15 protein-coding genes are annotated in these 16,529 nt (G+C 56.7%); 8 read left to right on the forward strand and 7 right to left on the reverse strand.

Features of this window, described 5'->3' with window-relative positions:
• The first annotated feature begins 412 nt into the window (after window positions 1-412).
• Window positions 413-4,153 (forward strand): tetratricopeptide repeat protein, encoded by a 3,741-nt coding sequence (locus ABLQ08_RS17600; protein ID WP_352944654.1) that lies wholly within the window; start codon window positions 413-415, stop codon window positions 4,151-4,153.
• Between the two features lie 77 nt (window positions 4,154-4,230).
• Here ABLQ08_RS17600 and ilvC read toward each other — a convergent pair whose 3' ends face one another.
• Window positions 4,231-5,250: a ketol-acid reductoisomerase gene (gene ilvC / locus ABLQ08_RS17605; protein ID WP_352944656.1), complete on the reverse strand. Its 1,020-nt coding sequence runs from the start codon at window positions 5,248-5,250 to the stop codon at window positions 4,231-4,233.
• Window positions 5,251-5,353: 103 nt separating this feature from the next.
• Window positions 5,354-6,004: a TetR/AcrR family transcriptional regulator gene (locus ABLQ08_RS17610; protein ID WP_352944657.1), complete on the reverse strand. Its 651-nt coding sequence runs from the start codon at window positions 6,002-6,004 to the stop codon at window positions 5,354-5,356.
• Between the two features lie 176 nt (window positions 6,005-6,180).
• Here ABLQ08_RS17610 and ABLQ08_RS17615 point away from each other — a divergent pair, with 176 nt between their 5' ends.
• Window positions 6,181-6,663 carry a hypothetical protein gene (locus ABLQ08_RS17615; RefSeq protein WP_352944659.1) on the forward strand — a complete coding sequence of 161 codons (483 nt, stop codon included), beginning with the start codon at window positions 6,181-6,183 and terminating at the stop codon, window positions 6,661-6,663.
• Between the two features lie 218 nt (window positions 6,664-6,881).
• On the opposite strand, the gene ABLQ08_RS17620 is transcribed toward ABLQ08_RS17615, so the two are convergent.
• Entirely contained in the window at window positions 6,882-7,835 is a 954-nt protein-coding gene (locus tag ABLQ08_RS17620; protein ID WP_352944660.1) for a LysR substrate-binding domain-containing protein, read from the reverse strand.
• A 167-nt stretch (window positions 7,836-8,002) separates the two neighbouring features.
• On the opposite strand from ABLQ08_RS17620, the gene ABLQ08_RS17625 reads away from it, so the two are divergent.
• The 4 genes from ABLQ08_RS17625 (at window position 8,003) to ABLQ08_RS17640 (ending at window position 11,289) form a co-directional block, all read left to right on the forward strand.
• Window positions 8,003-9,133 (forward strand): TauD/TfdA family dioxygenase, encoded by a 1,131-nt coding sequence (locus ABLQ08_RS17625; protein WP_352944661.1) that lies wholly within the window; start codon window positions 8,003-8,005, stop codon window positions 9,131-9,133.
• 14 nt (window positions 9,134-9,147) lie between these two features.
• Window positions 9,148-9,897: a class II aldolase/adducin family protein gene (locus tag ABLQ08_RS17630; RefSeq protein ID WP_352944662.1), complete on the forward strand. Its 750-nt coding sequence runs from the start codon at window positions 9,148-9,150 to the stop codon at window positions 9,895-9,897.
• Window positions 9,898-10,165: 268 nt separating this feature from the next.
• Window positions 10,166-10,771 (forward strand): DJ-1/PfpI family protein, encoded by a 606-nt coding sequence (locus ABLQ08_RS17635; protein WP_352944663.1) that lies wholly within the window; start codon window positions 10,166-10,168, stop codon window positions 10,769-10,771.
• A gap of 167 nt (window positions 10,772-10,938) precedes the next feature.
• Window positions 10,939-11,289, forward strand: a complete 351-nt coding sequence (locus ABLQ08_RS17640) for a ribbon-helix-helix domain-containing protein (RefSeq protein ID WP_352944665.1) — start codon at window positions 10,939-10,941, stop codon at window positions 11,287-11,289.
• Window positions 11,290-11,474: 185 nt separating this feature from the next.
• On the opposite strand, the gene ABLQ08_RS17645 is transcribed toward ABLQ08_RS17640, so the two are convergent.
• The 4 genes from ABLQ08_RS17645 to gatC form a co-directional block, all read right to left on the reverse strand.
• The gene (locus ABLQ08_RS17645; protein ID WP_352944667.1) at window positions 11,475-12,575 is read right to left on the reverse strand and encodes an NAD(P)/FAD-dependent oxidoreductase; all 1,101 of its coding nucleotides are present in this window, start codon (window positions 12,573-12,575) and stop codon (window positions 11,475-11,477) included.
• A gap of 139 nt (window positions 12,576-12,714) precedes the next feature.
• Window positions 12,715-14,199, reverse strand: a complete 1,485-nt coding sequence (gene gatA / locus ABLQ08_RS17650; RefSeq protein WP_352944668.1) for an Asp-tRNA(Asn)/Glu-tRNA(Gln) amidotransferase subunit GatA — start codon at window positions 14,197-14,199, stop codon at window positions 12,715-12,717.
• Entirely contained in the window at window positions 14,196-14,684 is a 489-nt protein-coding gene (locus ABLQ08_RS17655) for a GNAT family N-acetyltransferase (RefSeq protein WP_352944670.1), read from the reverse strand. Before ABLQ08_RS17655 ends, gatA begins: the two co-directional genes overlap by 4 nt.
• A gap of 17 nt (window positions 14,685-14,701) precedes the next feature.
• Window positions 14,702-14,989 (reverse strand): Asp-tRNA(Asn)/Glu-tRNA(Gln) amidotransferase subunit GatC, encoded by a 288-nt coding sequence (gene gatC / locus ABLQ08_RS17660; protein WP_352944671.1) that lies wholly within the window; start codon window positions 14,987-14,989, stop codon window positions 14,702-14,704.
• Window positions 14,990-15,161: 172 nt separating this feature from the next.
• Here gatC and ABLQ08_RS17665 point away from each other — a divergent pair, with 172 nt between their 5' ends.
• Window positions 15,162-15,776 carry a TetR/AcrR family transcriptional regulator gene (locus ABLQ08_RS17665; RefSeq protein ID WP_352944673.1) on the forward strand — a complete coding sequence of 205 codons (615 nt, stop codon included), beginning with the start codon at window positions 15,162-15,164 and terminating at the stop codon, window positions 15,774-15,776.
• A gap of 155 nt (window positions 15,777-15,931) precedes the next feature.
• Window positions 15,932-16,426, forward strand: coding sequence for a YHS domain-containing (seleno)protein (locus tag ABLQ08_RS17670; RefSeq protein WP_352944675.1), 495 nt, complete (start codon window positions 15,932-15,934; stop codon window positions 16,424-16,426).
• Window positions 16,427-16,529: the final 103 nt, after the last annotated feature.

The following is a 16,529-nucleotide window of genomic DNA, read 5'->3' on the forward strand; positions in this document are numbered from 1 at the left end:
GTGCACCGACATATTTCGATATTCTTTCTAATTTCCAAGTATTGTTCCGGTTGTATGTTTTTTTGATCAAACTATTGCTTTAACTTCGAATTCTTGACGCAGATTGCCGAGATCGATCGAATTATCGTTCTGCTTTCGCGGTCGGTAGAGCAGGCACTCTTTGTAATGCTGTGGGTCGGTCTGCCTGTTGCGATCGATGAGGGCGTCGTCCAGTTTTCAAGATGCTGCAAGTCCTGGTGGAATGCTGGTGAAGTTTGCAATGGAGTTGTTTATGTGCGGCCCTCGCGATATGAGTTTGAAAGTACTCTGGAGGCTTCCCGAAAGCCGATGGAGGCATAAGGGCAGGACCATGCGAACCCACCGGAAAACAGGTTGAGAGTTGCAGGCAAGTGGAGTTGATCCGGGGGTGTCGATGAGAGTTCTGGGAATAGTTGTTCTTGCCTCCGGCATCGCAATCGGGACAGCAGGTTCTGCGCTCGCCAAGAGCGGTGACTTCAACAAAGCTCAGGGTTGGCAGCTGGATGGTTCGGGGCAATCCTCCGCTTTGGCCGGGCAAACTGAAAAAAGTTACGAGGGAAGCCTGCCGGATGCGCAGGAACTCGAAAGGCTTCTGGCACGGGAAGCTGCAGGTGATCCGGAGGATCTTTTCAGGCTAGGGCTTGCATACGAGAACTCGGATCTCTGGGAACCCGATTACGAAAAAGCCTTTTCCTATTTCAAGCGTTCGGAAGCCATGGGCTTTCCTTGGGCAAAAGCTCAACTTGGCTACTATTACGAAACGGGGCTGGCCGGTCCCAAGGATTACAGAAAGGCAGTCTCCTATTATCAGCAAGGAGCGGATTTCGGCGACAATTGGAGCGGATTGCGTCTTGGGTATCTTTATCTTGAAGGCCAGGGGATCCGGCAAACCGACGATCAGGCATTCTTCTGGATTCAATGGGCAAGCCGTGGAGGACTGCTTGAGGCAACATCAGCGCTCGGCTGGCTTTACGAAAACGGACGCGGGACCGAGGTTGATCTGGAAAAGGCGGCAGAACTGTACCGGAAGTCTGCGGAAGCCGGATATCCGAATGGCTGGGTGAATCTCGGGCTAATGTATGAGCAAGGCGTTCTGGGTGAGCGGGATGAAAAACGTGCTGCCGAACTCTATAGAAAAGCCGCCGAAATGGATTATCCCAGAGGCATCCATCATCTGGGAACCATGTATCACTGGGGTTTGGGTGTAGAGCAGGATCAGGAAATGAGCATTTCTCTCTTTCGCCGCAGCCTCGGTCTTGGTTATGCCTACTCTCATGTATCGCTCGGCCTTGCCCATGAGCAGGGCAAAGGCGTCGAGCAGGACTACGCACAAGCTGCCACACATTATCGACAAGCGATTGAGAAGGCCGGATCATCACGTGCAATGGGCTATCTGGGATGGCTCCATGCAGAAGGTCTTGGTGTTGAGCAGGACTATCGCAAGGCTCTTGAGCTGTATGAAGAAGCTGTTGAAGCCGGCGATGAGTTCGCAGTGACGGAGCTCGGTCTTTTGCTCGTGGATGGAACACCTGTCACAGGACAGGACGTAAACCGCGGACGACGGCTATTGTCGCAAATGGCGGAGAAAGATGACCTTTCAGCAATCCTGTCCCTAGCGAAAATGTATGAACACGGGATTGGTGTAGCACAGGATCCTGTTGACGCGATGTCCTGGTATCGCAAGGCACAAGATCTGGGCAGCTCCAGAGCGCTCATCGCTTTGGGCAACTTCTATGAAGAAGGCGCGGGTGTCGAACAGGATGCCGATCGGGCCAGCGAACTCTACAATCAGGCCCTGAAGCAGGGGGACCAGAACGCGCTGCTGGATCTGGGCGTTTTGTTTTCGAAGGAAGCTTGGAAGAGGCATGATTTTTCCAAGGCTCTGGATTATCTGAAAAGAGCGGTGGACGCAGAAATTGACGGTGCGGCGGCGGTTCTGGGCATTAGCTATTTCGAAGGCGAATGGGTCACGGAAAACCTCGAACTTGCTCGCTCCTACCTGGAAAAAGCAACAGAAAACGGTAATACGGTTGCCGCTGCCTATCTGGGGTACATGGAAGAGGAAGGTCTCGGAGGGCTGAAGGAAATATTCGAAGCCATTCGTCACTATGAGATTGCGGCCGAGGGCGAAAACCTCTACGCAGCCTTGCGTCTCGCAGACCTGTTCACCAAAGGTGAGGCTGTCACACAGAGCCGGAAAAAAGCACTGAGGTGGCAAATTCGCGCCGGCGAGCTCGGCGACACCGACGCTGCATATCAAGCAGCAGAAGTTCTCTACAAAGATCCGCGCCACGAAGACCGTGAAAAGGCATCTGTTCTCTTTCGGGTGGCTGCCAGCGAGGGAAATCTGGACGCATCGGTGAAATGGGCTCGGATGCAGATCCTGGGCGAGGTGAAGGGAGCCGACTATTTCGCTGGCCTGGGTGAACTCACCTCCATTGCGCAATCCCAACCTCTTTCCGCCCTGGGCCCGTTGTCGCAGCTGATTTCGTCAGGCAGCGAGAACGAGGCGAATTCGGTTAGCGGCCAGGAGCGGGCCCTTTTCCTGGGGATCGCCTATACGAACGGCATCGTGGTTCCAAAAGATGTCCGGCAGGCGGAAACGCATCTTCGCAAGCTGATCGAAGCGGATCATTACCCGGATGTGGCACCATTTGCTCTCGCGCAGGCTCTCATGCTTGGGCCGGAAAGCGAGGACACGAGCGAGGAGATTGTCACACTGCTCGAGCGATCGGCCAACAGGGGCGTTGCAAGTGCGCAATTATATCTGGCCTATCTTTGGGATTGGGGAGTCTATCGGCCGAGAGCTATGAAAAAAGCCGCGTTCTGGTATCGGCTTGCCGCGAAAGATCTGGTTGCTGCCGAAAGACGCCTGGCTGAGCTCGAGTTTTACGGACAGATTCCCGACAGCGATACCGACGCAGCATACGAGGTTCTGGTCGACCTGGCGGAGGCCGGTGACGGCGAAGCGGCCCAGATTCTGGCGGCCGGACTTACGCATCCTGATGCGAAGTTGAACTACGCAGAAGCAGAACGGTTCGCAAAAAAGGCGCTTCGTTTCGGCAATATTGATGCCAACTCTACCCTCGGATGGCTGTACCTGAACGGCAAGGTCGAAGGATCGAACTGGCAAACGGCGCTCAGTTACCTTCAGGAGGGGGCCGAAAAAGGCAGTGTCTACGCGATGTATGTGATGGGAGACGGCTATGCCTGGGGAACGATCGGAAAACGGGATTTTGAGCTTGGTCGGCACTGGCTGGAGCAGGCGGCCGAAGCAGGCAGTATCGAGGCTCAGATTTCGCTTGGAAGCCTGCTGCTTTCACCTCCTCAACGCGATGAAACCGTTTTTCAGGATGGCATCCGCTGGCTGACGGAAGCCGCCGCTCAATCAGATGTCTATGCGTCCTACGGTCTCGGAATGGCGATGCTCAGGGGGCAGGGCACGGCAAGGGATACGGCTGGTGCCCTGAAACTTTTCGATAAGGTAAAAACCATCAATCCCGCTTTGGGGGAAGCGGCGATTGGAGACTTCTACTATTACGGTGGCAACGGGCAGCCCGATTACAAACTGGCGACCGAGCACTATCTGCGGGGTGCCGAACTTGGAGAGAACTTTGCGTGTCTTTATGCGGCGTGGCAGCTCCAGTACGGTATCGGTGTCCCTGTTGATGTTGCACATGCCGCCAGACTGCACCAGGCCTCGTCCCGGAACGGCTTTCACTACGGGACGATTGAACTGGCCAAGCTATACCGGGATGGAACCGGTGTCAGGAAAGATCCGGAAATGGCAGTGAGCCTGCTGCGGCAGATCAGTCAGTATGGTTCGGTTCAGGCAAAGGCCAACCTGGGCTGGATGACACTTCTGGGTCTGGGCACCGAGCAGGATGTCGAGAAGGGACTGGCCCAAATTGAGGAAACCGCCGAGCAAGGCGACGTGGATGGCATGTTCTACCTGGCGTCGATACTGGAAGAGGGGCGCTTCCTGCCAAAAGATCTTGACCGGGCAATCATCCTTTACAAGCGTGCCGCCGACTATGAAAGCTACCCGGCTTTTGCGGCCCTGAAGCGCTTGAATGTAGCGCATACGATACCCGGAGGCGGAGTGCCCGAGAAATTCAGGGTCGTTTCCAACTGAGATCGCCGGAGTTTCCGGTAGGCAACAAAAAACCCGGCTGTGAAGCCGGGTTTTCTTTTCAACGATAAGCGGGAAGCTTAGTTCTTGGTCTTGTCGACCAGAGCGTTGGACTTGATCCACGGCATCATGCCGCGCAGCTTTTCGCCGACTTCTTCGATCTGGTGAGCGTCGTTCAGACGGCGGGTTGCCTTGAACTTGGCTGCGCCTGCACGGTATTCCTGCATCCAGTCGGAAGTGAACTTGCCGTTCTGGATGTCGGTCAGGACGCGCTTCATTTCAGCCTTGGTTTCAGGCGTCACGATGCGCGGACCGGTGACGTACTCGCCCCACTCAGCAGTGTTGGAGATGGAGTAGTTCATGTTGGCGATGCCGCCTTCGTAGATCAGGTCCACGATCAGCTTAACTTCGTGCAGGCACTCGAAATATGCCATTTCCGGAGCGTAGCCGGCTTCCACCAGGGTCTCGAAACCAGCACGGATCAGCTCGACAAGGCCACCGCACAGAACAGCCTGTTCGCCGAAGAGGTCGGTCTCACACTCTTCCTTGAAGGTTGTTTCGATGATGCCGGAACGACCGCCGCCGACGCCACATGCGTAGGACAGGCCGAGGTCGTGAGCGTTGCCGGAAGCGTCCTGGTGAACGGCGATCAGGCACGGTACGCCGCCACCCTTCTGGTATTCGCCGCGCACGGTGTGGCCCGGGCCCTTCGGCGCGACCATCAGAACGTCAACGGTGGACTTGGGCTCGATCAGGCCGAAATGAACGTTGAGGCCGTGAGCGAATGCGATTGCTGCACCGTCACGGATGTTGCCTGCAATGTGGTCCTTGTAGATGTCGGCCTGCAGCTCGTCCGGCGTTGCCATCATCATCAGGTCGGCCCAGGCAGCAGCTTCTGCCACGGTCATGACCTTGAAGCCGTCAGCTTCAGCCTTCAGGGCAGTGGTGGAACCTTCGCGCAAAGCAACGGCGAGTTCGGTGCAACCGCTGTCTTTCAGGTTCATGGCATGGGCGCGGCCCTGGGAGCCGTAGCCGATGATGGCGACTTTTTTGGATTTGATCAGGTTGAGATCAGCATCACGATCGTAATAAACGCGCATGGGTTCCTTTCTCCCGTTTGCATTCCGTTGTTCTTCAAAAAGCCGGTCTTCATTGCCGGTCTTTGTTGTTTCTGGTGGTTCCCAGTTTATCCAGCGCCGGTTTTTATGCCCCGAACAACTGGTAAAAGCGGTCGACGGCCGTTTCGGCCTGTGATTTCAGATCCTGTTCGGCGGGGCTGGCAGCTTCGCCGAGAAGTAGCCGGACGTGAACGTCGCGGATTGCAAGGCCATAAAGCACCTGGTAGGCGTCCTCGGCCTTGTCGAATTTCAAGAGCCCGTGCCGGCGGCCACTTTCCAGCATGGTACGCGCACGTGACGAAATCATGTGCTTGCCGCGCATCAGCAGGAGCTGGCCGAGCCGGTTGGAATTTGTGTTGGACTGACCGATGGATAGCCGGTTCAGCGCCAGCGATGTTTCGGAAAAGAGAACTCCCAGCAGGGCTTCGACGAAGGCAGCGACATGCGCGCGGAACGTTTCCGCGTCTGCTGTTGCCCCTGCCTCGGAGGGAAACTGAACCTGGCTGGCCTGGTAGGCAACGACCGCAGCCAAAAGGCCATCCCGGTCACCGAACCACTTGTAGAGGCTTTCCTTGGAGCAACTGGCAGTGCGTGCAAGCCCTGCTGTCGTCAGCGCTTTTTCGCCTCCTTCCACCAGCAATGTCAACGCATGCTGCAATACCACCTGCTGGCGCGGCGAAAACTCGGGCGCTGCGTCCGGGCGGGAAGTGGCAATGTCAAAAGCGGCTGCTGGCATGTCTTCAGGTGTCGGTCAGAGTGTAGTGGAGACGAATGTCTTTAGCGGGTGAACCGTACCGTACGGTTCGGATTGTGTTATGGCACCGGCGTGCGGGCAGGTCAAGAGGGGAGAAGAAGAAAAAACGATGGTGGTTGCGGTCTGTCCGTCTTGAAACCCAAAGAGGTCATTGCAATATGAAATTGGCAGGTGGTTGGGGAGTGGAATTGTACGACCACAAAGAAAAAATCGCTTGGTGGATGCGCGCTGATTTCCTTCTAAGGGAGTTAATTCTACCTGGCTTGGTGCTGACTTTGGTGGTTGGCTCCAACGTTCTTTATCGAATTGATACTGTTGAGGTTCTCGCTGTCGCAACACGCGTTGAGCAAAGGTGCACTGCCAGTAAAACTCACTGGGACAGGCGATCGGTGCTGTTCAGAAAAACCGATACCCGTTCGATAGATTGTGCGCTTATTGGTACTTCGGTCGCCGAGCAGTTGGAGGATGATGGTTTCCGCCTCGCCGAAACAACTCGGGTCTGGTTCAGCTATCGATCACCAGAGGACAGCAAGATGCAGCAGGGACTTTCCGAGGTGAATACGTCGGACTTTTCAGTTGGCGATGTCATCAAGATTGAGGTGTCTCACAAGTGGCCGCATGTTGTCGACATTGTCCAGTAAACCCTTCGACTGACCGGAATTGACAAGGTTCCGACAGGATCCACTTCAGCCAGGGCATAGCGGAAGAAGGGTCTCGCTTGACATCCCTTCACTATGGTTTTTCGCTAAAGATTGATGCGCGAAGCCGAATACGGCTATCGGTTTGGAAAATTTCTGGAATGGGAAAATGAGAACAGCTGCCTTCCATGATTGTGCGTTGGATCCAAGAAAATCAGGTGTCAGCTGTCGGTTGTGTAGTTTCTGAAGCGAGTTGAATTTTCTGGCACTGGTTCCGGAGTTTCACTTTGTGCTGTCATCCTCATCCAGTCGATTACCACCTGCGCCGTTTCCACGTTTCGGCTACGGTGCGACAGGGTTATGTAGAACCGGCTCTTTGGCCGCATGACAGGGAGGCCGATCGGTACCAGCAGGCCCTTCTGGACATGATCACCGTTGGTCGAACGCCAGCCAAGCATGATGCCGTGGCCGGACAGGGCTGCCTGTGCGGCCTGGACGTAGTTGGAAAACTTGAGACCCTTTGAGGTGCCTGCGGGTTTCTGACCGGTCTGAACGAAGTAGTCGGACCATGTCACCCAGTTGGGGTCCGGAAACTCCACATGGATGAGCTGGGCCGAGGCGAGATTTCGATCTTCCTTGCGAAGACGTTCTGCCAGCACAGGAGCGCAGACCGGTTCAATGATCTCATCAAAAAGATGCTGCATGTCGCCGTCGTTCCAGCGCCCGTCACCAAAGCGCATCGCGATGTCTGTGCCGGCAGGCATGTGCGGCACTTCCTGCGGCGTTGTCTGCACGTTTACGGCAATGTCCGGATGATCGAGATAAAAGGCCTCCAGCCTCGGCATCAGCCAATAGGTGGCAAAGCCGACCGTGCAGGCGACGGTCACGGAGGCCCCCGATTGCGTGGTCAGCGCCTGAATCTCACTCAAGGCTTCTGTCAGGCGGTCGCGGTTTTCGATGACTGCCTTCAGCAGTATTTCGCCGGCCTCGTTCAGCCTTGCGGGGCGTGTGCTGCGGTCGAACAAAGATGTGCCGATATGCTCTTCCAGCTGCCGAAGTGCCTGGCTGACTGCGGATAGAGAGACATTGAGCTCACCGGCTGCCCGCTTGGCGCTACCTGCGCTGTGCACGGTTTCGAAAACATGGAGCAACCTGAGGGGCGGAAGACGGTTCATGTGGCGCTTAAGTTTAGCCTCAAATTAAGTTAACTTCTGTTTTTATCACCTTTTCAAATCGTGCACACAAGCGCATTTTCCCGAAACTGACCGCAGATCGAGTGGGTTGGCGAAATTGTGCCCGTCGTCTGCAGAATTCGAGCAGGTTAAGTTATTTGGAGGGAATGATGCTCGGAACTGGTGAAGCCGGTGTGTTGTTGGGTGAGAACGGCATGGATGTGCCGCTGACCAGCGGCGAAACGGCCTATTTCAATTATTACTGGCTTAGGGACAATTGTCCGTCGTCTTTCGACACTGAAACCCGCGAACGCGTCTACGATATTTTTGCCGAAGAAGGTGCACCCAAGGCAGTGTCCGCGTCGATTTCAGCAGGGCATCTGGAAATTGCCTGGGCCGGGTCTGAACATTTGACGCGCATGCCCCTGGAAACTCTGGCCGGTTACGCCAAGGGCGCCAAACGTTCCGACAGCGCCAATCTTTCGCGCAAACCCTGGTATTCCGATCACTACGAGGAGATCGGGCGGTTCTCCTACGCGGATCTGACGACGGACAAGACCCATATCAGGAATTGGGTCAAATCCATGCTGACAGATGGCGTTGCCTTGCTGACCGGATTGCCGGACACCGATGAGGCGCTTCTGGACGTTGCCAATATGATCGGTCACGTGCGCCCCAGCTATTTCGGCCGGGTGTTCGAAGTCAAAACCCATATCAAGCCAACAAACCTGGCGTTTACCTCCAAGGCGCTGGAGCTGCACACCGACCTGCCGTCGGAAGATGCGGCTCCCGGTGTTCAGTTTTTGCATTGCCGGGCAAATTCGGTTGACGGCGGCGACAGCCTCTTTGTCGACGGTTTGGCGGTGGCCGAAGATTTCCGCAAACTTTATCCGGATGAATTCGAGCTGCTGGTCAATACGGATGTTCCCTATTACTGCGAGCACGATACGTTCGATATGCGTGCCCGCCAGCGGGTGATCGAGCTCGATGAATACGGCAACATCTCCGGCGTGACCATCAGCCAGCATCAGGCCGACATTTTCGATCTGCCGCAAAGGGATCTTGATCGCTACTATCCGGCATTCTGCCGCTTCGGGCGCCTGATGCAGGACGACAAGTACCTGATGCAGTTCCGGCTCAATGCAGGAGAATGTATCGTTTTCGACAATCATCGGATCGTACATGGACGCGCCGCCTATTCCGCCACGAGCGGTGACCGGCATCTGCGCGGCTGTTATATCGACAGAGGGGAAATGCGTTCAACCTTCCGGGTCCTGTCCGGGGAAGGACGCTTCAAATAGGAGGAGAGACGGTCATGACCATTGCAGAAGCGCAGACCCGGAACGAGCAGGAGCTGCGCGAGGACCTGGCGGCTGCATTCCGTCTTGCGGTGAAGTTCGGCTGGCATGAATCTGTCGGCAATCACTTCAGTGTTGCCGTGTCGGATGACGGTTCCAAGTTTCTGATGAACCCGAAATGGCGGCACTTTTCCGAAATCAAGGCCAGCGATTTGTTACTGCTGGATGCGAAAGATGATGCCGTGATGGAGCGCGAGGATGCTCCGGACCCGTCCGCATGGTGCATTCATGGCACGGTTCACCGGACCAACCCGGCGGCGCGTGTTCTGTTCCATTGCCATGCGCCCAACGCGACCGCGCTTGCGACACTTCAGGACCCGACGCTGAAGCCGATCGACCTCAACACGGCGCGATTTTACGGCAAGGTTGCCATCGATCTGGGTTTCGGCGGAATGGCCGATGAAGCCGAAGAGGGGCGGCGGATTGCCGAAACCCTCGGCAACAAGCCGATCCTGGTCATGGGCAATCACGGTGTCTCTGTTGCCGCAGCCACGGTCGCGGAAGCGTTTGAGCACCTTTATTTCTTCGAACGTGCCGCCGAGACGCTTCTGAAAGCCTATTCGACCGGGCAGCCGCTTGCCGTCATGTCGGACAATCTTGCCGCCAAGACCGCGGCGGAGTGGGAGCCGTATGTCGGTATGGGCTATGCGCATTTCGCTCATTTGCGGCGCGAACTGGATGCGACGCAGCCGGATTACAAGGACTAGCCGCGCTTGAGTATTTGTCATCCCGGTTTGACACGTTAGTGGCAAGACCGGGGTCCAGTGATCCGGAGTGTTGGCTGTAAAAAATGCCAGTTCAGAGGATTACTGGATCCCTGCCTTCGCAGGGATGACAATTGGGGCGGTTACCTGTCCTCCGAACGTTGGTTGCCGGACATGAACCGCCTTTCGTCAAACAAAATGCACTTGTAGTACTCGCTTATTACCCGCTCAAACACTTCGCCTGCTAGCGTCCCCTCATCGCGACATTCTGATGGGAGGACAAGGCGTGAGCGCAAAGATCCTGATGATCACCGGTGACTTCACCGAAGACTATGAAACCATGGTGCCGTTCCAGACACTGCTTGCCATGGGGCATGAGGTTGATGCGGTTTGCCCGGGCAAGAAGAGCGGCGAGACTGTTGCAACCTGCATCCATGACTTTGAAGGTGACCAGACTTACACCGAAAAGCGCGGTCATAACTTTACGCTGAATGCGAGCTTCGCCGACATCGATGTTGCCTCCTATGATGCGCTGCTTATCCCGGGTGGCCGAGCACCTGAGTATCTGCGTCTGGATGCCGAAGTTCTGGCTGCCGTGAAGCATTTCATGGACGAGGGCAAGCCGGTGGCGGCGATTTGCCATGGAGCTCAGATCCTGACCGCTGCGCAGGTTGTCGATGGTCGGACTGTTTCAGCCTATCCGGCTTGCCGGCCGGAAGTGGAACAGGCTGGTGCAACCTACGCGGAGATCGCCATAGATGCTGCAGTGACCGACGGCAATCTGGTGACGGCTCCCGCCTGGCCCGCGCATCCTGCCTGGCTGGCGCAGTTCAATAATGTGCTCAAGGGTAAGGATGCCGGCGCGCTGGCTGCCTGATGGCGCTCATCCAATTTTTGGGATGAGAGCAGCTAGCCGAGCGCTAACGGCATGAACGATCGGGCAGGCCCGCTTTGGCACGTAGGACAAAGTCCTTACCTGTCATTGCCGGGCTTGATCCTGCAATCCATGCCGTGGATTATTCAGGCAATCGGGAGGGGAAACTTATGTGCAAACTCTTCATTGAGGCTGATCCCAAGCTTTGGGAGAGTACGACGAAATCCCTGCGTATCGATGGCATGGTCACATCGGTGCGGCTTGAGGCGTTCTTCTGGAACGCACTGGAAGAAATCGCCGCACGAGACGGCATGAATGTCGTGCAGCTGATCACCCGTCTGCATCATGAAAGCATCGATGCGGGCCATGACCTCGGTAATTTCACCAGTTTCCTGAGAGTGTGCTGTGGCCGCTACCTCGCCTTGCAGCTTTCCGGCGACGTGCCGACCGACAAGCGCCTGCCGATTGCGGGTCTGGACGCCGATGGGATTTTGGAGAATGAGAGCGGTCGGGTGCACTGAGGCCTTCGAAAGAATGACTTCCAATTGGACGGCTTCAGCGCGTTTATGATTTTGCAGGCCGTTAGAGGTGTTCAAATCAGAACGTCAAAGTGGTCAAGCGAAGCGCAAGCCGGAGATGAAGCGCTTCAAACCTGCAATTTATTTGCTCCTGTCCGAAGACTTCAGGCTCGGCAGTTCCAAGCTTCTCAACTTAAACGCCCGGCAACCTCATCACCAATCGCCAGCGCTGATGTCAGGCCAGGTGACTCAATGCCGTAAAGTGCGACCAGTCCGGTGAGGCCGTGTGCTTCCGGACCGTCGATGCGGAAGTCGGCTGCTGGTTCGCCGGGGCCGACGATCTTGGGGCGGATGCCGGAATAGTCGGGGATGAGAGACGCATCCGGCAGGTCAGGCCAGTAGTTCCGGATAGCGGCGTAGAACTTTTCGCCGCGTGTCGGATCGACCCTGTAGTCGAAGCTTTCCACCCACTCCACGTCCGGTCCGAAGCGCGCCTGATGCTGAAGGTCCAGCGTCAGGTGAACGCCAAGCCCGCCTGGTTCGGGAACCGGATAGATCAGAGTGGAGAAGGGCGCCTTTCCCTGCAGCTTGAAATAGTTTCCCTTGGCGAGATAGGCCTTTGGCGGATTTGCCTCAGGAAAGGCCGACATCAGGGCGGGGGCCCCATGACCGGCCGAAACGATCAGCTCCCGGCAGGTAATGGCGTAGTTTTCCGCTCCATCAGTTTCGACCTGAACGCGGTAGCCACCCTCAGGCAGCGCCTCGATCTTCTCAACCTTGGTGTTCAATACGACTTGCCCGCCATGTGCCTCGAGCCCACCTTGCAGAGCCAGCATGAAGCCATGACTGTCGACGATGCCGGTTGATGGCGACCAGAGCGCCCCGGCACAATTCAGGGCCGGTTCCCGCTCACGCAGTTCGTTGCGGTTGACAAAGACAAGATCCGTGACGCCGTTTTCGGCTGCTTTCCGTTTGATTTTCTGAAGTTCGTCGAGCTGTGCATCATGTGCGGCAACGATCAGCTTGCCGATATGTTCGTGACCAACGCCGTTTTCGGCGCAGAACCTGTAAAGCTGGTGCTTTCCGTCCACGCAAAGACGCGCTTTCAGGCTGCCGGTCGGGTAGTAGATACCGGCATGTATGACTTCGGAATTGCGGGCACTGGTCTCGGAGCCGATCAGATCATGCTGCTCCAGCACCATGACCTCGCGGCCGGAGAGGGCCAATGCGCGCGCGCAGGCCAGACCAATGACACCGGCACCAATGACGAGGGTTTCAATGTCGTGCATGGCAGGTCTCCGGTCCAGGTCAGGGATCGCTGGGGCGGTCGCCTGGTACGGCGTCCGATTCTAGTGGATCTTCAAATAAGCAGACGGGCGGAGGAGATTGCCGGGCCCCTGGTGATGCAAGGGCCCGGACGAGGGGGCGTTAGCCCCACCAGTTTTCCGGTTCGAAGGAACCCGCGGCGTCCTCGATTACCTGGCCGACCTGGAAAAGCGTGCTTTCATCGAACGGTTTTCCGATCAGCTGCAAACCAAGCGGCAGTCCGGACTTGTCGAGGCCGGCTGGAACGGAGATGCCCGGAAGACCGGCCATGTTCACCGTGACTGTGAAGATGTCGTTCAGGTACATCTTGACCGGATCGGAATGCAGGTCCTGATCGGCAACGCCGAAGGCTGCCGACGGCGTTGCCGGGGTCAGGATTGCATCGACACCGTTCGCCCAGGCCAGATCGAAGTCTCGCTTGATCAGGGTGCGGACCTTCTGAGCCTTGAGGTAATAGGCGTCATAGTAACCTGCAGAAAGCACATAGGTGCCGATCAGCACACGGCGCTTCACCTCTTCGCCGAAGCCTTCGGCGCGGGTGTTTTCGTACATCTCGACAATGTCCTTGCCCGGAACGCGCAGGCCGTAGCGGACACCGTCATAGCGGGCGAGGTTGGACGAGGCTTCGGCCGGAGCAACGATATAATACGCGGGCAGGGCGTATTTGGTGTGCGGCATGGAAATGTCGACGATTTCCGCGCCGGCATCCTTCAGCCACTCGATGCCCTGTTGCCACAGTTCCTCGATCTCGCCGGGCATGCCATCCATGCGGTATTCCGCAGGAATGCCGATCTTCAGGCCTTTGACGGATTTTCCGATCGCGGCTTCATAATCCGGCACTTCGACGTCGACAGAGGTTGTGTCCTTGGGATCAACGGAAGCCATTGATTTCAGCAGGATGGCGCTGTCGCGCACAGTGTGAGCGATCGGGCCTGCCTGGTCGAGCGAGGAGGCAAAGGCGACGACGCCCCAGCGAGAGCAGCGGCCATAGGTCGGCTTGATGCCGACGGTGCCGGTGAAGGCGGCTGGCTGACGAATGGAGCCGCCGGTGTCCGTCGCCGTGGCACCCATGCACATGCGGGCAGCAACTGCCGCGGCCGAACCGCCCGAAGAGCCGCCTGGAACCAGATCCTGGTTGGAGCCCTTTTTGCGCCACGGGTTGATCACATCGCCGTAATAGGAAGTTTCGTTGGAAGAGCCCATCGCGAACTCGTCCATGTTGAGCTTGCCGAGCATGACGGCCCCATCCGCCCACAGGTTGGACGTGACAGTGGATTCGTATGCCGGTTTGAAGCCGTCCAGAATGTGGCTGCAGGCCTGGGTGTGCACGCCCTTGGTGGCGAACAGGTCCTTGATGCCGAGAGGAATACCCTCAAGCGAACCGGCGTCGCCCGTTCCGAGCTTTTCGTCGGACGCCTTGGCCATGTCACGGGCCTGATCGGCGGTAACGGCCACATAGGCGTTCAGCGAGCTGTTGGCTGCTTCAATGTTTTTCAGGAACGCCTCGGTCAGTTCAAGCGAGGTGTAGTCCTTGTTCTTCAGGCCCTCGCGGGCTTCGGCGATGGTAAGTTTTGTGAGGTCAGTCATGACTTTGTCTCTCGAGCGGTCCCAAGGGACCGGGAATAGAAAACGGAATAGGGGCTTTCGGGATAATCGAGCACCGGGCCGCATTCGTTGAACCCGGCCTTTTCGTAGAGGCGTCTGGCGGCCTTGTAGTTGTGGCCGGTTTCGAGAACCAGCTCGGTGAAGCCTTCTTCGATTGCACGCTCGGTGATCGCGCTCAGGATCTGACGGGCCAGTCCGTGTCTGCGATAGGACGGACGCGAATAGAACCGCTTCAACTCGCCTATGGCATCGCCGTGGCGGTGCAAGGCGCCGCAAGCAGCGGCTTTGCCGTCAACTCTTGCAACGAAGAGTGTCGTCTCAGAGCCGGCCATTTCTTCTGCGGTCATGCTGTAGTTGGCTTCTTCCGGCGTCAGCGAACGCAGGATGGCGTTCAATTCACCGATCATCGCGCGCATGTCGTCGCTCAGCGGACTCTCAATCGCAATGGAGGTGGAAGCGGCGGTCATCCCGATGGAAATCCCTGTTATTCGACCACTTTCGGAACCATGAAGAAGTTGTCTTCAGAGGCCGGGGCGTTGAGCGTGATGTCATCCGCCTTGTTGCCGTCAGTGATGCCGTCGGCGCGCTTTTTCATCGTCTGTTCAACGACGGATGTCAGCGGCTCGACACCTTCAATGTTGACTTCGTCCAGTTGCTCGACAAAGCCGAGAATGGCATTGAGCTCTCCGGTCATCCGGGTGGCATCGTCTTCGCTCACCTTGATGCGGGCAAGCCGGGCAACGCGTTTTACCGTTTCGGTATCAACAGACATGTTTTTCCTCGTCAATTCGGTCTGCCGGCGTCAGGCCGCAGCCTGAAGGCAGGTCGACGTCTGTGTGCTCCCTCGCGGCCGGAAAAACAAGAAAGGTGGTTTGATTTCAGGTCTCAAATTTACTATTACGGAACCGAGTGGTACCGTAATTCAAGTAAGTGTTTTCGATACGATGAGCACGGCAAAGTCGAATGCAGGCCGTCCCAGGGATGACAGGGTGACAGAGGCCCTTTACGCGGCGACGCTCACCGAACTTTCCCTCCATGGCCTCGAAAAAACGACTGTATCGGCTGTTGCCACCCGTGCCAGAACCAGCAAGCAGGCGGTCTACCGGCGCTTTAAAGACAAGACGGACATGATTGCCGCGGCTGTTGAGAATGCGACCGCTGCAATGGAACCCGTCGCGCCGCAACGCGGAAACGTTGCTTCGGATCTCAGGCGATGCCTGACCGGTATGGTTGAAGCCTTCCAGAACACTGACCTTGGCCGCGCGCTCCAGACCTTGATCGCATGTCCTGATATTTCACCGTTTCACCGGATTCTTGAGGATATTGAGGAAAACCAGCGGCTGGTCCTGCGCCAGATTTTCATTGCAACGCCGTTCGAGGCCGATATGGAAACCCGCATCGATCTGTTGCTTGGTCTTGTCTATTACCGGGTGCTTTTCCGAAAGGAGGATGTCACCGAACCGGAGATCGAGGCAGCAATCTATCTGGTGCTTGGACTGGTCGCACCGCGCGACCCGACACCCGATTCAGGTGCCGGTTCCGGTCTGCCAGGACTGTGAAAACCAGCTCTTCACAATTTTCTAGCGACCTGCTGTCGGCTCTGTGATCAAGGGTGATTGGATATCCGCTGCGTCAGGAGACATTTTCCAACCAGTGCGGTGCATTCGCGCACCGCTCAGGAAAACGCCTTCTCACATCCTCTATGGAGTCGTCCATGCCGCTTTATACGTCCAAGTCCGTTCTTCTGGGTCTGACGGCCCTTTTTTCAGCCGCCGCCTTTACTGCTTCTGCAGATGAAATCACCACGTTCACCAAATCCGGCGTGGCGATTGGAGGCACGGATCCGGTTGCTTATTTCACCCAAGGAAAGCCGGTGGAAGGAAGCGCGGATTACACCGCTCAATACGATGATGTGACCTGGCAGTTCTCTTCCGCGGAAAACAGGGACAAGTTCGTCGCTGATCCGGCCAAGTATGCCCCGCAATATGGCGGTTTCTGCGCATTTGGCGCAGCCATGGGCTTCAAGGTCCCGGTTGTCCCGGAGGCCTGGTCGATCGTTGACGGCAAACTCTACCTCAACAATTCGCTGAAGGTTCAGGAACGCTTCGAGCAGGACGTTCCCGGCCACATCAACAACGCTACGCTGAACTGGGAAATCATCAAGGACAAGCGGCCTGAAGATCTGAAAGAGCCGATCATCCGTAACTGATGAGCTGACTTCTCCTCCCAACTGACATAGCCCGCCACTCGGCGGGCTTTTTTTTAGGTCTCGACGGCCGGGCAAGTGCCCGGAGACAGACTGTTTCCGAAAA

The organism is Roseibium sp. SCP14, from assembly GCF_040329475.1.
GTDB lineage: Bacteria > Pseudomonadota > Alphaproteobacteria > Rhizobiales > Stappiaceae > Roseibium.